16 protein-coding genes and 1 pseudogene are annotated in these 17,732 nt (G+C 57.9%); 14 read left to right on the top strand and 3 right to left on the bottom strand.

Annotated elements, in window-relative coordinates:
• Positions 1–31 precede the first annotated feature (31 nt).
• Positions 32–1,114 carry a ThiF family adenylyltransferase gene (locus ACFSR7_RS11395; protein WP_378161533.1) on the bottom strand — a complete coding sequence of 361 codons (1,083 nt, stop codon included), beginning with the start codon at positions 1,112–1,114 and terminating at the stop codon, positions 32–34.
• The gene (locus tag ACFSR7_RS11390; protein WP_378161531.1) at positions 1,111–1,863 is read right to left on the bottom strand and encodes a molybdenum cofactor biosynthesis protein; all 753 of its coding nucleotides are present in this window, start codon (positions 1,861–1,863) and stop codon (positions 1,111–1,113) included. Before ACFSR7_RS11390 ends, ACFSR7_RS11395 begins: the two co-directional genes overlap by 4 nt.
• Positions 1,864–2,005: 142 nt before the next feature.
• Between ACFSR7_RS11390 and moaA the strand changes: the two genes are divergently transcribed.
• The 9 genes from moaA to ACFSR7_RS11345 all read left to right on the top strand — a co-directional run bounded on the left by moaA (position 2,006) and on the right by ACFSR7_RS11345 (position 10,886).
• Positions 2,006–3,010 carry a GTP 3',8-cyclase MoaA gene (moaA, locus tag ACFSR7_RS11385; protein WP_378161529.1) on the top strand — a complete coding sequence of 335 codons (1,005 nt, stop codon included), beginning with the start codon at positions 2,006–2,008 and terminating at the stop codon, positions 3,008–3,010.
• 14 nt (positions 3,011–3,024) lie between these two features.
• Complete coding sequence (locus ACFSR7_RS11380; RefSeq protein WP_378161527.1) at positions 3,025–4,467, top strand: bifunctional metallophosphatase/5'-nucleotidase; 1,443 nt, start codon at positions 3,025–3,027, stop codon at positions 4,465–4,467.
• Between the two features lie 236 nt (positions 4,468–4,703).
• Positions 4,704–5,804 carry an HD-GYP domain-containing protein gene (locus ACFSR7_RS11375; RefSeq protein WP_378161526.1) on the top strand — a complete coding sequence of 367 codons (1,101 nt, stop codon included), beginning with the start codon at positions 4,704–4,706 and terminating at the stop codon, positions 5,802–5,804.
• Positions 5,805–5,913: 109 nt separating this feature from the next.
• Entirely contained in the window at positions 5,914–7,068 is a 1,155-nt protein-coding gene (yfkAB, locus tag ACFSR7_RS11370; RefSeq protein ID WP_378161524.1) for a radical SAM/CxCxxxxC motif protein YfkAB, read from the top strand.
• Positions 7,069–7,145: 77 nt separating this feature from the next.
• Positions 7,146–8,498 carry a hemolysin family protein gene (locus ACFSR7_RS11365; RefSeq protein ID WP_378161522.1) on the top strand — a complete coding sequence of 451 codons (1,353 nt, stop codon included), beginning with the start codon at positions 7,146–7,148 and terminating at the stop codon, positions 8,496–8,498.
• A 55-nt stretch (positions 8,499–8,553) separates the two neighbouring features.
• The gene (gene ytvI / locus ACFSR7_RS11360; protein ID WP_378161520.1) at positions 8,554–9,591 is read left to right on the top strand and encodes a sporulation integral membrane protein YtvI; all 1,038 of its coding nucleotides are present in this window, start codon (positions 8,554–8,556) and stop codon (positions 9,589–9,591) included.
• A gap of 162 nt (positions 9,592–9,753) precedes the next feature.
• Positions 9,754–9,975 (top strand): spore coat associated protein CotJA, encoded by a 222-nt coding sequence (locus ACFSR7_RS11355; RefSeq protein WP_378161518.1) that lies wholly within the window; start codon positions 9,754–9,756, stop codon positions 9,973–9,975.
• 32 nt (positions 9,976–10,007) lie between these two features.
• Positions 10,008–10,301, top strand: a complete 294-nt coding sequence (locus ACFSR7_RS11350; protein ID WP_378161903.1) for a spore coat protein CotJB — start codon at positions 10,008–10,010, stop codon at positions 10,299–10,301.
• Between the two features lie 15 nt (positions 10,302–10,316).
• On the top strand, positions 10,317–10,886 hold the full coding sequence (locus ACFSR7_RS11345; protein WP_378161516.1) for a manganese catalase family protein: 570 nt from the start codon (positions 10,317–10,319) through the stop codon (positions 10,884–10,886).
• Positions 10,887–11,230: 344 nt separating this feature from the next.
• Here ACFSR7_RS11345 and ACFSR7_RS11340 read toward each other — a convergent pair whose 3' ends face one another.
• On the bottom strand, positions 11,231–12,268 hold the full coding sequence (locus ACFSR7_RS11340) for a collagen-like protein (RefSeq protein WP_378161514.1): 1,038 nt from the start codon (positions 12,266–12,268) through the stop codon (positions 11,231–11,233).
• Positions 12,269–12,998: 730 nt separating this feature from the next.
• Here ACFSR7_RS11340 and ACFSR7_RS11335 point away from each other — a divergent pair.
• The 5 genes and pseudogenes from ACFSR7_RS11335 to ACFSR7_RS11315 form a co-directional block, all read left to right on the top strand.
• Positions 12,999–13,145 (top strand): annotated as a pseudogene (locus ACFSR7_RS11335) (SDR family oxidoreductase); the annotation flags it as partial.
• A 466-nt stretch (positions 13,146–13,611) separates the two neighbouring features.
• Positions 13,612–14,280 (top strand): HAD family hydrolase, encoded by a 669-nt coding sequence (locus ACFSR7_RS11330; protein ID WP_378161513.1) that lies wholly within the window; start codon positions 13,612–13,614, stop codon positions 14,278–14,280.
• Positions 14,281–14,506: 226 nt separating this feature from the next.
• Complete coding sequence (locus ACFSR7_RS11325; RefSeq protein WP_378161511.1) at positions 14,507–15,880, top strand: ABC transporter substrate-binding protein; 1,374 nt, start codon at positions 14,507–14,509, stop codon at positions 15,878–15,880.
• An 82-nt stretch (positions 15,881–15,962) separates the two neighbouring features.
• Entirely contained in the window at positions 15,963–16,853 is an 891-nt protein-coding gene (locus ACFSR7_RS11320; RefSeq protein WP_378161509.1) for a carbohydrate ABC transporter permease, read from the top strand.
• Positions 16,850–17,686, top strand: coding sequence for a carbohydrate ABC transporter permease (locus ACFSR7_RS11315; RefSeq protein WP_378161507.1), 837 nt, complete (start codon positions 16,850–16,852; stop codon positions 17,684–17,686). Before ACFSR7_RS11320 ends, ACFSR7_RS11315 begins: the two co-directional genes overlap by 4 nt.
• Positions 17,687–17,732 lie beyond the last annotated feature (46 nt).

Here is a 17,732-nt window from a genome sequence, read left to right as displayed (position 1 = left end):
TGCAATCGATTTTTGTCGAAAAGGAGTAGGACTATTCGCCGATTAACTCGGAATATAGTCGTCTGGCTTGAATCGGGTCGTCCGTGCCGGATACGAGCGCGCGGCCGTCGGGGAAGAGTGCGAAGGCGATGCCGTCGGCCCGCTTGAGTCGAAGCAAGTAGTCGCTCAGCTCGATGCGCCCGAGCGGCGCCCATCTGGAAGCAAGCAGCGGCAGATCGAGCGAGGCATCCCGGGACGCGGGCGATACCTGGACCGTCCGACGGCCGCAGAGCGAGGCGGTCAGCGGCTCGGAGACGTCGCCGTCAAGCCATTCGAACTGGCGCTCGCCTCCGCATACCGGGCAGTCGGACCTTCGGGCGCCAGCAATCCCGAGCTGCTGCCAGCCGGTATGCCAGAGGTCCGTCTGGAGCAGCGCGCCGTGCAGCGCTTCTTCGCGTCCGGCGAGCAGCTTGATCGCTTCCATCGACTGGACGGAGGCAATGAGGTCAATGATCGGGCCCAGCACGCCGGCCGTCTCGCAGGTATCGAGCGCGCCGCCGCGCGGCGGCTTCGGGAAGATGCAGCGCAGGCAAGGTCCGCCCGTGCCAGGGCGAACCGTCATTGTCATGCCGGAGGCGCCGACGGCCGCGCCGTAGATCCAAGGCTTGCCGTGCTTCACGCTCCACTCGTTAAGCAGGTACCGGACGCCGAAGCTGTCCGTGCCGTCGACGACCAGATCGGCGTCCGCCAGCAGCGTCTCGACATTGCCCGCGTTGAGATCGACCGCGTAAGGCTTGTAGGAGACGCTGCCGTTGATCGCGGACAGTCTGCGCGCGGCTGCGACTGCCTTGGGCGTCCCGCGGTCGGCGTCCGACTCGTCGTAGAGCAGCTGCCGCTGCAGATTGGTCGGCTCGACGACGTCGCGGTCGATCAGGATGAGGCGGCCGATGCCGGCACGGGCCAGATGGTTGGCCGAGACGCAGCCGAGCGCGCCGACGCCGACGATCGCGGCGGTCTTGGCCGACAGGCGCGACTGTCCTTCGGCGCCGAACGGGGAGAAGCGGATCTGGCGCGCATAGCGGTCCGCGCTTCGTGCGCCGCCGTCCTCCGCGGCTTGGGTTAACAAATCGGTCACGGCCGCTCACCTGCCGGAGGCGCCAGCGGGTCCCAAGGGCCGGTCTGATGTCCCTTCCATTCGGAGCCGTCCTCGTAAACCTCGCGCTTCCAGATCGGGACCGTCTGCTTAAGCCGCTCGATCGCATACCGGCTTGCCTCGTACGCGGCCGCGCGGTGGGGAGAGGAGACGGCGATGAGCACGCTGGTCTCGCCGATGCCGACCGGTCCGATACGGTGGTGGATCGCGCACAGCGTACCCGGCCAGCGCTCGCCGATCTCGTCGCCGATCTGCCGCAGCGCAGCGAGCGCCATCGGCTCGTACGCTTCGTAATCGAGCGTGACCGTGCGTTGGTCTCCCGTAAGCCCCCGCGTCGTCCCCGCGAACAGGAGCGCCGCGCCGTGATCGGGGTGGTGTACGAGCGAGAGGACGTCCGAAGCCGATAGCGCCGCTGACGATATTGCAAAGGGAGCAGCGGATACGGAGGCGGCTCCGGTCCCTTCGTCCAGCCCGGAACCGCCGGACACGGGCGGCAGCAGCGCGAGCTCGTCGCCGCATCCGATCTCCGCTTCGTCCGGCGAGAACGATTGATTGCGGGCCACGAACGACACCTCGATCAGGTCGGCTTGCTCCGGATGCGCGGCCGCAAGCCGGCGCTTCAGCTCGCCCGCAGCAAGCCGGTCCTCCGTAAATTCCTTCTCGAGCAGGCGCGTACCGAGGCGCTCCGCAAGTCCGGCGAATAAATATATTTTCCAACTGTATGTCGTCATGAATTTGCCCTGCCTTCCATACGATTCACCAGGGGGTTGCCTTGTCCAAGCATACCATAATGACTCCGAAAATGTTATGCTATACCCATGTTAGCTAGCATTACAGGAGGACGATTCGGGCTTCCTGAAGGAGGGCTTCGCCATGACGGAACTGAAGGATCGATACGACCGCAAACATACGTACCTGCGCATCTCCGTCACGGACCGCTGCAACCTGCGCTGCCTGTATTGCATGCCCGAAGAGGGCATGGCGTTCATGGACCGGGATAGCCTTCTGACTTACGATCAGATCGCCGAGGTGGTGGAGACCGCCGCGGGATTCGGAATATCCAAGCTTCGGATTACGGGGGGCGAGCCGCTCGTCCGGCCGGGCATCGCAGGGTTAATCGCGACGCTCAAGTCGATTCAAGGCATCGAGGAGATTTCCCTTACGACGAACGGGCTGCTGCTCGGGCCGCAGGCAGCCGAGCTTAAGCGCGCGGGACTCGATCGCGTCAACATCAGTCTGGATACGCTTGACAGCGCGCGCTTCCGCTTTATCGCACGCAGGGGCAGGCTGGACAAAGTGCTGGAAGGCATCGAGGCCGCGGCGGAGGCCGGACTCGGGCCGATCAAGCTCAACTGCGTGCTGCTCAAAGGCGTGAACGAGGACGAGATCGGTAGATTCCTGCGCCTCAGCGCCGAGAAGCCGCTTCACGTCCGCTTTATTGAATATATGCCGATCGGACACGACGACGCCGGCTGGCGCGATCACTATCTGCCGCTCTCGCGTGTCGCCGAGGAGGCCGATCGCCTCGGACTGGCTTACGAACCGCTGCCGGAAGGTCCTGCGGGAAACGGTCCGTCCGAGAACTACCGGATCCTGGGCGGGGAGGGGTCGTTCGGCCTCATCCATCCGGTCAGCAATCATTTCTGCGCCAATTGCAACCGGCTCCGCCTGACGGCGGAAGGCGATCTTAAGCCTTGCCTGTACTGGGTGGATGAGCTGAGCGTCCGGCCGGCGCTCGGGTCTGCGCAGGCGATGCGCGAGCTGTTCATGAAGGCGATGCGCATCAAGCCGGAGAACCACGAGATGGCGGCGTTGCTGGCGGGAGACGCCCAGTCGCACGTGCCCACGGGGCGCAGAATGTCTCAAATCGGCGGGTAGGGGGCGAAAATTTGGTGCAAAGCGGCAAGCTGATTCTGCTTCATACCAACGATATCCACAGTCATTTCGAGGAGGCCGCCAGGGCGGCCGATTATATAAAGGAAGTTCGCAGATCCGTGCCTGCGGATCGGCTGCTGCTCATCGATTGCGGCGACCATCTGGACCGCGTGCGGATTGAAACGGAGGGCACCGATGCCGCCGTGAACCGGGAGCTGCTGACGCGGTTCGGCTATGACGCGGTGACGTTCGGCAACAACGAGGGATTGACCTATACGCCCGAGCAATTGAACCGGCTGTACGAGGACGCCCCGTTTTCCGTCGTCTGCGCGAATCTCAAGCTCGCCGCGACCGGATGCCCTCCCGCTTGGATGCGCCGGACGCTGACGCTTCAGCGGGCCGGCCTGACCGTCGGCCTGTTCGGGCTTACGGTTCAGTTTCACGATTTTTACGAGCTCCTCGGCTGGGAAGTGTCCGATCCGCTGGAGGAAGCGGCGGCTTGCGTCGCCGAGCTGCGGGCTGCCTGCGATGTCGTGGTGGCGATCTCGCATCTGGGACTCCGCCAGGACGAACGGATGGCGGCCGCGGTGCCGGGCATCGACGTGATCCTGGGCGCGCATACGCACCATTTGCTGGAGGTGCCGCTGCGAATCGAGGGCACGGTCGTCTGCGCTGCCGGCAAGTTCGGCCGCTATGTCGGCACGGTCGGGATCGAGCGCGGCCCCCATGGACAGGGGCTTGCCATCGAGGGGCGAACCGTCCCGACAGAAGGGCGGCAGCAAGATCCGGAGACGACGGAGATCGTCGCCGCCGCGCTTCAGAAGGCCAAGCTGGCGATGGCTGCGCCCGTGGCGCAGCTGGCCATGCCGCTCGCCGGCGATGCGGATGCCGAGAGCCCGCTCGGGACGCTGCTTGCGGGGGCACTGCGCCGCAAGACCGGCGCGGAGATCGGGCTGACCAATGCAGGACAGATTTTGGACGGACTCCCGGCCGGGCAGGTGACCCGCGAGCGGATCCATGCCGTATGTCCGTCGCCGATCAATCCTTGCCTGATCGAGTTGACCGGCGAGCAGCTGAAGCAGGCATTCGAGGAGAGCTTGCTGCCAGAGTTTATCGGTTTGGAGTTTCACGGCTTCGGGTTCCGGGGCAAGGTGCTGGGCCGCTTGTGCACGGACGGCGCCGAGGTGGTCTTCGATCCTGCCGCGCCGCCTTACGAACGGGTCCGAAGCGTCATCATCAACGGTGAATCCTTGGACGAGACGCGAGTCTATACAGTCGGTACGCTCGACATGTTCACATTTGGTATCGGCTATGTCGGTTTGAAGCAGGGCCGCGTCGTACGTTATTTTCTGCCCGAGTTCATCCGCGACCTGCTCGCCGAGGCGCTGGGCGACGAGCGGGCCGTCGCCGATTGTGTCCGGCGCCGCTGGACGGAGAGCGCGACTGCCGCGGCGCTATAACCGACATCGCGCCTTCGCCGCATGATGCAAGCGTCCGCCGGTTTGTCATCATTGACGAGCAGGTGGACGTATTTTTGTGGGTTTCTTAAGGATTTTTGGCGAATAGTGTCGACTTTTAGGAAGGAATATCTTGTCAATGGGCGTCAAATCTCTTACATTATCATAAGAGGATTCCGATGATATAGCCAGAGCCTTTGTCTGCGGAAAAGCACCACCAAGGGGGGAGTTAAAGAATTATGCGCTTGATGCCAGTTACAGCTTGCCTCCCCGGAATGAGGCTTGGTAAAAAGATTTTCTCCGAAGATGGCATCGTGCTGCTGGCTGAAGGAGTCGAGTTGACCCAGGGACTGTTGAATCGCCTGAGCAGTATGGGCATTCATTACATCTATATTTCGGATCCGAAGACCGAAGGCATCGAGATTCCGGAGCTCATCAGCGAGGAGACGCAGCGGCGGGCGCTGAAAACCGTCAAAAACGTGTTCCGAGAGATGGCCGACAGCTCCCGGCGGGGGATCTATCCCTACGTCGGCAAAGCCGTTCGCGAAACGATGTCGACGATCCTGGACGATCTGTACAGCAACCGCGACGCCATGATCATGCTGCTGAACCTGCAGAGCGTGGACCACTATCTGTATCTTCATTCGCTCAACGTCTGCGTGTACACGTCGCTGCTCGGCATCGCCCGCGGCTACAGCAGGGACGAGCTGATGACGCTCGGACTCGGCTCGTTGCTGCACGACGTGGGCAAGTCCCGGATTCCGCTGGACGTGCTGCTGAAGCCCGGGGCGCTGTCCAAGCAGGAGTTCGAGGAGATGAAGCGTCACACCGAGCGCGGCTACCAATTGCTCAAGGACGAGCCCAACCTGCCGCTGATCGTCGCACATTGCGCCTTCCAGCACCACGAACGTCTGGACGGATCGGGATATCCGCGCGGCATTCGAGGCAGCGAGATCCACGATTACGCCAAGTGGATCGGCATCGTCGACTCGTACGATGCGATGACGAGCCACCGGATTTACCGCAACGCCATGCTGCCTCATCAGGCGGTCGAGCTCTTGTATGCGGGCAGCGAATCGCTGTACGATACGGAGATGCTCCGCCATTTTCGAGACAAAGTCGCCATCTACCCGGTCGGCATGACCGTAGAGCTGTCAAGCGGACAGAGCGGCGTTATCGTGGACGTGAACACGCTGACGCTGCATCGTCCGATCGTGCGAATCCTGACGAACGAGGGCGGCGAGGAGCTGAAGTCTCCGTTCGATATGGACTTGTCCAAGCATCTGTCCGTCATGATCTCCCGCGTCGTGACCAACGGTCCCGCCTTAAGCGAAGCATAGCACGCATTCGAGCCCTCAGAGTGGCATGTCTCCGAGGGCTTTCGTTTGCGTTATCCGGCGCTTACCCGGTACAATAGCATTACATTAGACAAGACAGGGAGTATGACCGATGATTGGCTCCGCACAAGCCGGGACGGGCGCCCCTTTCGCGCCGCCGGCCGATCTCACGCCGCTGTCGCCTGCGTACGATCCGTGGGATCCGATCCGTTCGCTGCAGGCGTACGGCAAGCACGCGCTCACGAGCGTTGAATTTACCGTTACTCATTTATGCAATATGCGATGCGAGCATTGCGCCGTCGGCGACAGCCTGACGATGACCGAAGCCGAGGCGCTTCCGATCGACCTGATGCTCCGCAGGCTGGACGAGGTCGAGCATCTGGAGACGATCAGCCTTACCGGCGGAGAGCCCACGTTCAGCATGAACACTGTCAACCATATTTTGATCCCGCTGCTCAAGTATGCGCGGTCGCGCGGCATCCGCACGCAGCTCAATTCGAACGTGACGCTGGATTACGGCCGGTACGAGCTGATCGCGCCTCACTTGGACGTCATGCATATTTCCTTCAATTACACGGAGGCGGAGGACTTCCACCGCATAGGCTTTGCGCGCACCGGACGGGAGGTCGGCCTCGGCGCCGCCGGACGCATGTACGATCGCATGATGGAAAATGCCAGAAGGCTGGCCGACGGCGGTCTGTTCGTCTCGGCGGAGTCGATGATCAACTATCGGACGCATGACAAGATGAAGGAAATCCACCGCCTCGTAGGCGAGATGGGCTGCAGCAGGCACGAGGTGCATCCGATGTATCCAAGCTCCTTTGCCTCCGGGCTGCCCGTCATCACGAAGCGGCAAATGCGCGAAGCCGTCGAGGATCTGCTCGACGTCCGGCAACGCGACATGTGGATGCTGTTCGGCACGCTGCCTTTTTACGCATGCGGCGACGACCCGCTCGAGCGTCGCTTGCTGAGCAGGCTTGCCGCCGAGCCGAACGTGACCGTCCGCAACGATCCGGACGGCCGCAACCGCGTCAACGTCAACCTGTTCAGCGGGGACGTCTACGTGACCGACTTCGCGGCCGTCCCGCCGTTCGGCAACGTCAAGAACGAGCGCCTCGACGACGTATTCGACCGCTGGCAGGCGCACCCGATGCAGCGCGGCCTCAACTGCCATTGCCCTGCTGCGGGCTGCTGCGGTCCGAATCTGCTGGTAACCGACATGTATTACAAGGATGTCGACTTTACCCGCCGCAGCGCGATCGTCTAGACGAGCCGCCGCACATGCAGGCGCCGAGCGCGAAGGACCTGCAGTTACCGCGCCTTACGAAAGGAAGCTGAAGCTGCTTGAACACGGAATTGTTATGGGGCTCGATCGCCTGGCACGCCGTACTCGTTCTTTTTCTCGTGCTGCTGAACGGATTTTTCGTAGCCGCCGAATTCGCGCTCGTCAAAGTGCGCCAATCGCGGCTTACGCAGCTGACGAACGAGGGCAATGTCAGGGCGAAGTACGCGCTTAAGGTCAACCGCAAGCTGGACGTCTACCTGTCGGCTACGCAGCTCGGCATCACGCTCGCTTCGCTCGGTCTCGGCTGGACGGGCGAGCCGGCCATCGCCGATCTGATCGTCATCCCGCTGCTTCATCAATACGGCGTGACCAACGAGACGACGATCCATACGATCTCTTATATCATTGCGTTCAGCGCGATTACTTTCCTTCATATCGTCCTGGGGGAGCTCGCGCCCAAGTCGCTCGCGATCCAGAAGTCGGAGGGCGTATCGCTGTGGCTGTCGCTCCCGCTGCTGCTCTTCTACCGGCTGTTTCTGCCGGTCATCTGGCTGCTTAACAACGCGGCGAACCTGCTGCTGCGCATGATCGGCGTCAAGCCGGCCAGCGAGCACGATGCGGCGCATACCGAAGAAGAAATCCGCATCCTCATGAACGAGAGCGCCAAAAGCGGCATCATCGACAAGGAAGAGATGACGCTGTTCGACAATGTGTTCGAGTTTTCCGAAAGGGTGGCCCGCGAGGTCATGCTGCCCCGCACCGACATGGACTGCATGTTCGCCAACCTGCCGTTCGACGAGAACATGAAGCTCGCGTACCGGGTCAAGCATACGAGATATCCGGTCGGCGTCGAGGACAAGGACCAGATCATCGGATTCGTGCACATCACGGACGTGCTCACGGCCGATCCGGACGAGGAGCAGGACCTGCGCGCCTACCTGCGTCCGATCTTAAGCGTGCCGGAGTCGATGGAGATCAGCCGCGTACTCAAGCTGATGCAGCGCCACAAGTCGCAGCTCGCGATCGTTATCGACGAGTATGGCGGCACGGCCGGCATGCTGACGGCCGAGATGATCCTTGAGGAGATCGTCGGGGAGATGCAGGACGAATTCGACGACGAACCGCCGACCGTCGAGGTGCAGGGCGACGTCTATTCGGTCGACGGCCGTATGCTGATCGAGGAGGTCGACGACCTGCTTGGCGTCGAGATCGAGGAAGAAGAGGTCGATTCGATCGGCGGCTGGCTGTTCAAAAGTCTCGACGGCAACGTCTCGGAAGGGCGCAAGATCGTCGAGCAGGGCTACGTATTCGAGATCGCCGAAGTGGAACGTCTAAGAGTCCAGCGCGTACATATCTATCGGTATAAACAATCGGATGCGGACGACCGGTCGGACCCGCCTCCCGGTCTGTAGCTGACGCATACCGGATTCGCCGATAGACGTATCGATCCTCGAAAGGTGTGAATGCATGCCGCTGCGCACAGTATTGCTGATGGTTTTGGGACTTGGCTTTCTTTATCTGCTGTTTACGGTAGGGGCGCCGTTCCTTCTGGCTTTGATTGTCGTGATCTTCCTCGAACCGCTGACCAAGATTTTCATGACCAAGTTTAAAATGAACCGGCTCGCAGCTTCTACGGTGACGAGTACGTTGTTTACGCTCGGACTGCTTGGTCTCATGGGATTAATCGGGATCAAGATCTTTGAAGAGCTAACCTCGTTTTGGAGCAATCTGCCTTCCTATCTCAAGAGCGCCAACAGCTACATTCAGGATGCGCTTGAAAAGGCGAGCAACTCGTACAACGGCGTGGGCGGCGACAACGAGCTGCCGATCAAGCTCGAGAGCTTGACGAACAATCTGACCGACTGGTTGTCGGGTCTCGCCACATCGATCTCCAAGCCGCTCGTCGGGTTTGCGGCCGGCATCCCGAGCTTTTTCGTCGTCATGATCGTGTTTTTCGTCGCCGTCTACCTGTTCAGCCTGAGCCTGCCGACGATGATGGCGTCGTTCCTCTCCATCTTCGCCGAGGAATCCAGAAGCCAGGTGGCGCAAGTCATGGAAAATTTGCGCAAGTCGATCTTCGGCTTCCTGCGCGCCCAGTTCGTGCTGAGCCTCATGACTTATGTGGTCTCGTTTGTCGGGCTGCTCATCATCGGAACGGGCTACCCGCTCGCGATCGCGCTGCTCATCGTCGTCGTCGATATCCTGCCAATCCTCGGCACGGGGTCCGTATTGGTACCATGGGCTGCCTATATGATGCTGACGGGAGACACGTACACCGGTATCGGACTGATTCTGCTGTTCCTGGTTATCACTATCGTCCGGCGGATCGTAGAACCCAAGGTGTTGGGGGATGCGGTCGGCATCGGTGCCCTTCCTGCGCTCATCAGCCTGTACGTCGGTTTCGAGCTGGTCGGCCTTGTCGGCGTCTTCCTGGGGCCGGTCGTCGTTATCGTGTACATGGCCGCCCGCAAGGTCGGATTGATTAACCTCAAGATCAAGCTGTAGGGTCCTTCGCTTTCAAGCATGCCAGCCACCGCTTTATTGCGCGGTGGCTTTTTTTGTAGACAAGCCTGTCTAAATTTATCCGATCTTGTCGTTCGAACCTGGCGCCTGGGCGCATAGGCTAGAGCAGAACGCCGTACGGTCTATGCCTAAGGAGGAATCTGCGTGTACGACAACCAATGGCGGGAGTGGTACCCCTACGCCAGCCCCGACGATCCGTGTCCGCCCGTGCCGGTTAAGAGGTATATCGTGCCGCCCAATCAGTATATTTACTTCCAACCGTCTAATTTGCCCCAATTTCCGCTCGACGAAGCCCTGTTCAAAGGCACGCTGTGGCCCGCGCTGTATAGTCCGTATACGTCGCGCTGCAACCGGAAAGGAGGCTGATGGGCGTGGCCGACAGAGAAGAAGTCGCGCACATGAACGGCGAAAACGGCTATGCGCAGCATGCGCCGCAGCGAGGCGGGGAGGCTTACAAGCAGGACTTGCTGGAGATCCAGAAGGTCGACTTCGCGCTGGTGGAGCTGAATTTGTTCCTCGATACGCATCCCGCGGACATGCAGGCGCTACAGCAATTCAACCAGCTCGCTCAGATTCGCAAGCAGCTAATGGCTTCGTTCGAGCAAAAGTACGGACCGCAGATGGGGTTCGGCAACAGCTTCAGCCGTTATCCCTGGCAGTGGATCGACACGCCGTGGCCGTGGCAAGTGTAGAAGAGGGGGCGCGATATGTGGGTTTATGAAAAGAAGCTGCAGTATCCCGTCAAAGTCGGCAAATGCGACATCCGGATGGCGCGCTACTTGTCCGAGCAATACGGCGGCGCCGACGGGGAGCTCTCGGCCGCGCTTCGTTACCTCAATCAGCGTTACACGATTCCCGACAAAGTCATCGGACTGTTGACCGACATCGGCACGGAAGAGTTTGCCCATCTGGAAATGATTGCTACTATGATTTACAAGCTGACAAAGGACGCTTCGGTCGAGCAGCTTGAGGCGGCGGGACTGGGGCCTCACTTCGCCAACCACGACAGCGCCCTATTCTACGAAAATGCCGGCGGCGTACCGTGGACGGCGACCTACATACAGGCGAAGGGCGATCCGATCGCCGACTTGTATGAGGATATCGCCGCAGAGGAAAAAGCGAGGGCGACCTATCAATGGCTCATCGATATGACGGATGACGTCGATATCCAGGACAGCCTGAAGTTCCTTCGCGAGCGGGAGATCATTCACTCGCTGCGGTTCCGCGAGGCGGTCGAGATCATTAAAGCGGATCGGGACCAGAAGAAGGTGTATTGAATTCAAGGTCTGGCGCAGGATCGGTGGCCATTGTGAGTGGTTACCGGACCTGCGTCTTCATCTAAGTTAACTTTATCGGGACGCAGGCCTCGATAGATATGGAGAAAGGTTTTGTATGTGAAAAAACGGCAGTTCCGCTTTGAACCCCGCGAAGGGATCATGGACCGGACTTCTCAAGGTACAGGCAAATGTCGCCCCTGAAACGACAGAGGGAATCTTCATCTACCAAGATTAATCTACCGGGCGCCGAGCATTTTCATGAGGAGCGCATGCAAAAAAAAGCGGAGTCATGGACTGAAGAAAAAGTCCGAGACTGCCGCTGTTTAATTGATGCATTTTTCCATTTATGCGATCTGCATAATAACAAGGTGTGCGGAGTCGGGCCTCGTTCCTCCAGCTAACGGAGTCATGGTGAGTGCCGTGGAGTTGCCTGCCGGATTTCGAACCGTGAGAACAGAATTAATGACGGTGGTTTGTACAAGTGCCATTCCTACGATTTGAGAAGTTCCTGTCGCACGTCCGACTACCGTATAGGCCAGATCTGCACCGTTTAGTGTTAATAGCAGTTGACCGGCTTCGTTTACATTCACCTGAAACAATACCTGATAAGTGCCAATCGCAGCCAAGTTAAATGAGCTGGCATTAATGCGGGTAATCTGAGTCCCGCTGACGGGACCATCTTGCGGAAAACTTACATCCGTATTAGGAGCGACTGTTGCTGCATTATCAGGCGGCATTAAGGCAAAAAAATCTGCAAATCCTAAAACCGATCCTGCCGGTCCTGCCGGTCCTACTGCTCCTGCAGGCCCTGCCGGTCCTACTGCTCCAGCTGGCCCTGCCGGTCCTACTGCTCCAGCCGGCCCTGCCGGTCCCGCCGGTCCAGCCGCTCCTGATGGTCCTGCCGGTCCTGTTAATCCAGCTGCGCCGATGGCTCCCGCGAGTCCTGCGATGCCCTGTGGTCCGAGCGCTCCTGCGATTCCTTGCGGCCCGAGAGCGCCAATTGCCCCAATAATTCCTGCTGCTCCTTGCGGCCCCAATGCCCCTGCGAATCCTTGGGGTCCGAGCTCGCCAATCGCGCCTACAAGCCCTGCAATACCTTGTGGTCCCAGCGCTCCAGCAATTCCTTGAGGTCCAAGAGCGCCGATCGCTCCAACTATTCCTGCTGCTCCCTGCGGCCCTAGCGCTCCAGCAAGTCCTTGAGGTCCCATTTCCGTGATGGCTTCCGCAAGTCCTTGAAGCAATACGCGTCCTTCAGGCGGAGGACACCTTTTACAAGCGATTTTTTTGGCTACTCGAACGTGATGTTTCTTTTTTTTCTTTTTCGGAGGACACACCGTTACGGTTTTCTTTTTGCACCGTTTTTTTACATCGGGACAACTCATCACGACACCTCCCCATTAAGATTGTTCAGTGTACGTGCGTTTATTTTTTAGGCATGGACGAATAGCCTGCTATCCGCTAGACAAAGAACTATTTTTAGCAAAATGGGCTTATTCCAGCCTTCCTGTTTTTTATCGGCCCCGACAATGGGCTTGGCCTTATACCGAGCAATGTCTAATTCAAGGCGGATCGGGAGCAAAAGAAGGTCTATCGAGCAATCCGTCCATAAGGTACTTAAAAGCAAATCCCCTTAGGCGAAAATGGCCCTAAGGGGATTATTTATGTTCATTGCGGGCAGTCGCTTCAAGCGCTACGGTTTCGCGATGACCATCGCAGTGATTTTTTCCGAGTATGACGGATGAGAGAGGGTCTTAAATAAATCTTATTGCTTTCGATGAGTTCAAAAATCAGCTTCGTTGAAGGGACGATGCCGTCCAGTGCGACTCTCCGGACATCTTTGTACGGTTCCCTAAGGGCGTGAGTAAAGCCGTCGACCGCATCGTGAAATAGATCCTCGATCATCTCGTTCTTGTCATGGTAGTGGGCATAGAACGTTCGAAAGACTGCATCGAATTTAATATAGTTGAGCAACGGTTTTGATAAAAGCGCTGATCAAGCGGCGAATACGCGACGAGGAGGAGCTTATTTTATGGGACGTCTGACAGGGAAGGTTGCTCTCATTACGGGGGCCGGCAACGGCCAGGGAGAGATACGTTCACGACGGAAGAAGCGAAGCAAGCGGTTGCGAACGCGGTTCCGATCAAGCGCTTCGGTCAACCGGAGGACGTGACGAATCTCGTGGTATTCCTCGCTAGCGACGAATCCTCCTACATCACCGGTACTGCTCAGATTATCGACGGCGGAATCTGGGTTCAATAACGATTTTCCGAAGTATTCGTCTCGTCCGCGTTTCTATAGGTAATGAACGAAGAGCTATTCCTACAGTCATGAGAATGACTGCGGGATGGCTTTTTTTTACGAAATTAAATCAAGCTTCGAACTAATCTTGATTTATTGGTAATAGTTCTATAGTCTTGATGCTTTTGTCATCCGTTTGTCATTTGGAGATGGTATGATAGAATCATTGCTTTTGAAAATCTTGTAAAGGATGGGACATACATTGCCCTACTACTACTTTCATGAAGTATGGACGCCGCTTAAGCTGCTCGGGATCCGATTGTATCGAGACGAGGAACGGGAGCTATGGATTAAGTTCTGGCATGCGAAAAAAAGGCGACTTCGGAATCCGGCCGGCGAACGAAATTCAAATTAGCTTTGCCGGTGGATCGATATTGCCACTTCCGCCGGGCTCCGGTATGATGGATGAAAAACCGAGGAGTCGACTATGAAACCGTACGATTTACCGGAAGCCATGCTGTTCGATTTGGACGGAACGCTGTTTCGCACCGAAACGCTGCTCAAGGAAGTGCATCGCCGCGTCTTCGCCACCTTGCGCGAGGAAGGTTTGTACATAGCGCCGGAGCCGCCTGTCGAGCGATTGCTAGGCTCGCTGGGCATGCTGCTGGCGCATATCTGGCAGAAGGTCATGCCTGACGGCTCGCAGGCTGCGCAGGACCGCGCGAATGAATTGCTCCTGCAGTACGAGCTGGAGGAGCTGGAGAACGGGCGGGGCGAATTGTACGAAGGCGTGCCGGAAGTGCTAGGCGAGCTCAAGTCGCGCGGCGTGCGGCTGTTCGTGGCCAGCAACGGACTGGAAGACTACGTCAAAGAAGTGCCTCGGTTAAGGGGCATCGGCGATCTGTTCGAAGGCTTCTACAGCGCCGGCGAATACGCCACGAGCTCCAAGGTTGATCTCGTACGCCTGCTGCTCGAGCAGAGCGGAGCGAAGTCGGCTTGGATGGTCGGCGATCGTCATTCGGACGTCGAAGCGGGCAAAGGCAACGGCCTGTTCACGGTCGGCTGCGATTATGCCGGTTTCAGGCGCGAGGGCGAGCTGGACGAAGCGGACGTGCGGATCGCGAGCTTTTCCGAGCTGTTGGAACTGTTGCGCTGAAGCTGGACCGAGGATAACAAAAAAGGGGCTGTCTCAAAGGGTCTTAAATCGACCTGAAGAGATAGCCCCGTTTTTTTGCTTTAAAAACATACAAGCAGAACGATTTTGAAAAAGTAAAAGATGTGCAGCCGTTTTCGTCAAATTAGTTGAATGTTGCGGCTGCCGCAACTCGCTATAATTCAATTGAGGCAACGACAACGATTCGACCACTGGGGAGGCGCAAGAGATGAATAGGAGAAAATGGGCGACAGCGGGGCTGCCGCTGACGATGGCCGCGATGCTGGCGACCGCTTGCGGCGGAAATACGAACGATAACGGGGCGCAAGGGACAACCGGCGCGGTGGAAACGACGGCGCAGGAGAGCGCCAGCGCGAGCCAGTCGGCCGAAGTGAATAAGGATCCGGTAACGCTGCGATACCTGACCTGGGATTACTCCGATCGGACCGTCTCCACGGACGCCTGGATCGCCTCTCTGAAAGACAACATGCAAATCACGATCGATATGCAGAATGTCCCCACCGATCAATATAATGTGACGTTAAAAACGAAGTATGCCGCAACCGACTTGCCTGATCTGGTGAAGACGCACGGTATCGACAGGAAGTTGAATCTGAGCGAGAAGCTGACGATCGATCCCGACCAGTTTGTCGATCTGTCCGATCTGCCGGCGATTGCCGACTTTGTCCCTTCGGTTATACAAGATCGCAAGTCGAATGAGGCCGGAAAGCTCTATTACGTGCCGGTCTCGACGAACGCGCTGGGCGTGCTTTACAACAAAAAGACGTTTGCGGACAACGGCATCGCAATTCCGACGACGCTGGATGAATTTATCGCCGCATGCGAGAAGCTGAACAGCGCAGGCGTGACGCCGATCGCCGCGGGCTTCAAAGACTCGTGGACGACCCAGATCATCCCCTTCATCGCGTTCGGCCAGTACGTAAACGCCAAGCATCCGGAGGCCAAGGCGCAGTTGGCGGACGGCACGTTGAAGTATGCCGATATCAAGGAAGACGTGCTCAAAGCGCTTAACGTTCAATTGGATTGGATCGACAAAGGGTTCTTCCAGAAGGACATTCTTGGCACGGACATTAACGTCGCCAGCCAGATGGTCGGCACGGGCAAAGCGGCCATGCTGATTAACGGCACGTGGCAGTTGGGCGCGGTGCAGGCTTCGAATCCCGATGCGGAGATCGGATTTTTCGCGCTCCCGTTAAACGCAGTGGGAGAAAAGACGATTCTGCCGACATCCGCCGACGAAGGCATTCTGATCAACGCAAAATCCAAGCACTTGGAAAAAGCGAAAGAGGCGCTTAACGCCTATCTTAGCGCCGAGAACCAAACGCTCGTCATCAACGATCTGAAAGGCATTCCGACCAATACGAAAGTCCAGGTGACCGATCCCTTCGTCAAGGAAGTGCAGGCGGCTATGGCAGCTGCGGACGTCCAGTCGGATTGGTGGGGAGGCAATGGCTACTATCAGCCTAGCGGCACCGCGTTCAGCATGGACAAGTCCCTCCAGAACCTGATCGCCAAAGGAACGACGCCGGAGCAGTTCATCGCCGATTACGACGCGGCGAACGCCAAAGCGCTTGGGAAATAAACGAAGCGCGAGCAGTCAATAACCGCGGTCGGCGGCTTGCGAAGCGCCGGCCGTTGTTGTTAGAAAGAAGGGAATCGTATTGATGCTAAAACGGAACAGGCGATGGAAATTCGAGCTCCGTTGGTTCGTTTTCGTTCTGCCGGCACTGGCGTTCTATCTCGTTTTTTTTCTGCTGCCGACGCTCAGCTCCTCTTATTATTCACTCACGGATTGGGACGGCGTTAGCAGCCGTTTTATCGGATTCGACAATTACAAGGAGTTGTTCTCGGATCGCATGATTCGGGAATCTTTTAAGAATACGGCGCTCTACACCGTCATGATCACCGTCATCCAAAATGTGCTCGGTCTGGCTGCCGCGCTTGTTCTCTCCAAGGCTTTTCGCGGGGTAACGGTTATGCGCATGTTAATCTTCATGCCTTATATTTTCAGCACGCTTCTTATCGGTTATGTGTGGGGATTTATCTTGGAGCCGAACATCGGCGCGTTGAATCAGTTGCTCGACGCTGCGCACTTGGGACAGCTGAAGCTGAGCTGGCTAAGCGATCCCGGTACGGCGCGATGGATGATTATCTCCGTCACGATCTGGCAGTGCCTCGGCTATTCGATGGTTATTTACATTGCGGGCTTGCAAGGAGTGCCAAGCGATCTGTACGAATCGGGCAGTCTGGACGGCGCCGTGGGCTTTCGAAAGTTTTGGCACATTACGTTTCCGCTGATCGCGCCCGCATTCACGATTAATATCGTGTTATGCCTCATCGGCAACCTCCAGCTATTCAATCAAATTTACGCGCTCACGGGCGGAGGTCCCGGCTACGCGACGGAGTCCGTGGCCACGATGATTTATCAACTCGGCTTCGGGAACGGCATAAGGTGGGGCTACGGCTCCGCGCTGTCCGTGACGTTGTTCGTCTGCATTCTGCTCATTACGCTCATGATGGTGTCTTATTTGCGCAAGAGAGAGGTGGAAATGTGACGCAGCGAACATTTCCTCGTCTTGGCGGCTTGCTCGGCATGTTTGCATTATGGGTTGTTTCAATAGGCTTTGTTTACCCGATCGCACTCGTATTTCTGTCGGCGGTCAAGACCAAAACGGAGCTTGTCGACAATCCGTTCGGGTGGCCGTCGGCGATGTCTTTCGATTCTTTTGAAACGGCTTTCCGGACGATGCACTATTTCCGCTCGTTCGCCAACACGGCGCTGATCGGCGGCATCGCCATTGTCGGCGTCGTTCTTATGGCCGCGATGGCTTCTTACGCGATCGCCCGGCGCAACAACCGGTTTTACGGCTCGATCTACTATCTTTTCCTTGCCGGCATTATCATTCCGTTTCAGATGGCGATGATTCCGCTTTACAAGCTGCTCTTACGCTGGCATCTTATCAACGCGTACCAAGGCGTTGTATTCGTCTATTTCGGCATGCTGGCGCCGTTTTCCGTATTTCTGCTCAGCGGATTCATCCGATCCGTGCCCCGCGAGCTGGACGAGGCGGCTTACGTGGACGGAAGCGGGATTTATATGACGTTCTTTCGCATTATTCTTCCGCTTCTCAAGCCGGCCGTCACCACGATTACGGTACTCGACCTGTTCACGGTGTGGAACGACTTCCTGATGCCGATGCTTTATCTTTCCAACAGTGCCAAGATGACGATCACCGTGCAACTGTCCGCCTTCCAGGGCATGTACTTCAACGATTGGTCGCTTATCTTCGCCGGCGTGTGCTTGATCGTGCTGCCGATGCTCGCGGTCTATTTGTTCGCGCAGCGATTTATTATTAGCGGAATTACGGCCGGAGCGGTCAAAGGCTGAGACATAGTTCCCCATATCGGCTAGCTTCCATTCGGCGTCCGAACGA

It is taken from the genome of Cohnella sp. GCM10020058 (assembly GCF_042683485.1).
Classification (GTDB): Bacteria; Bacillota; Bacilli; order Paenibacillales; family Paenibacillaceae; genus Cohnella.
This window is presented reverse-complemented; position numbering and strand designations above follow the sequence as displayed.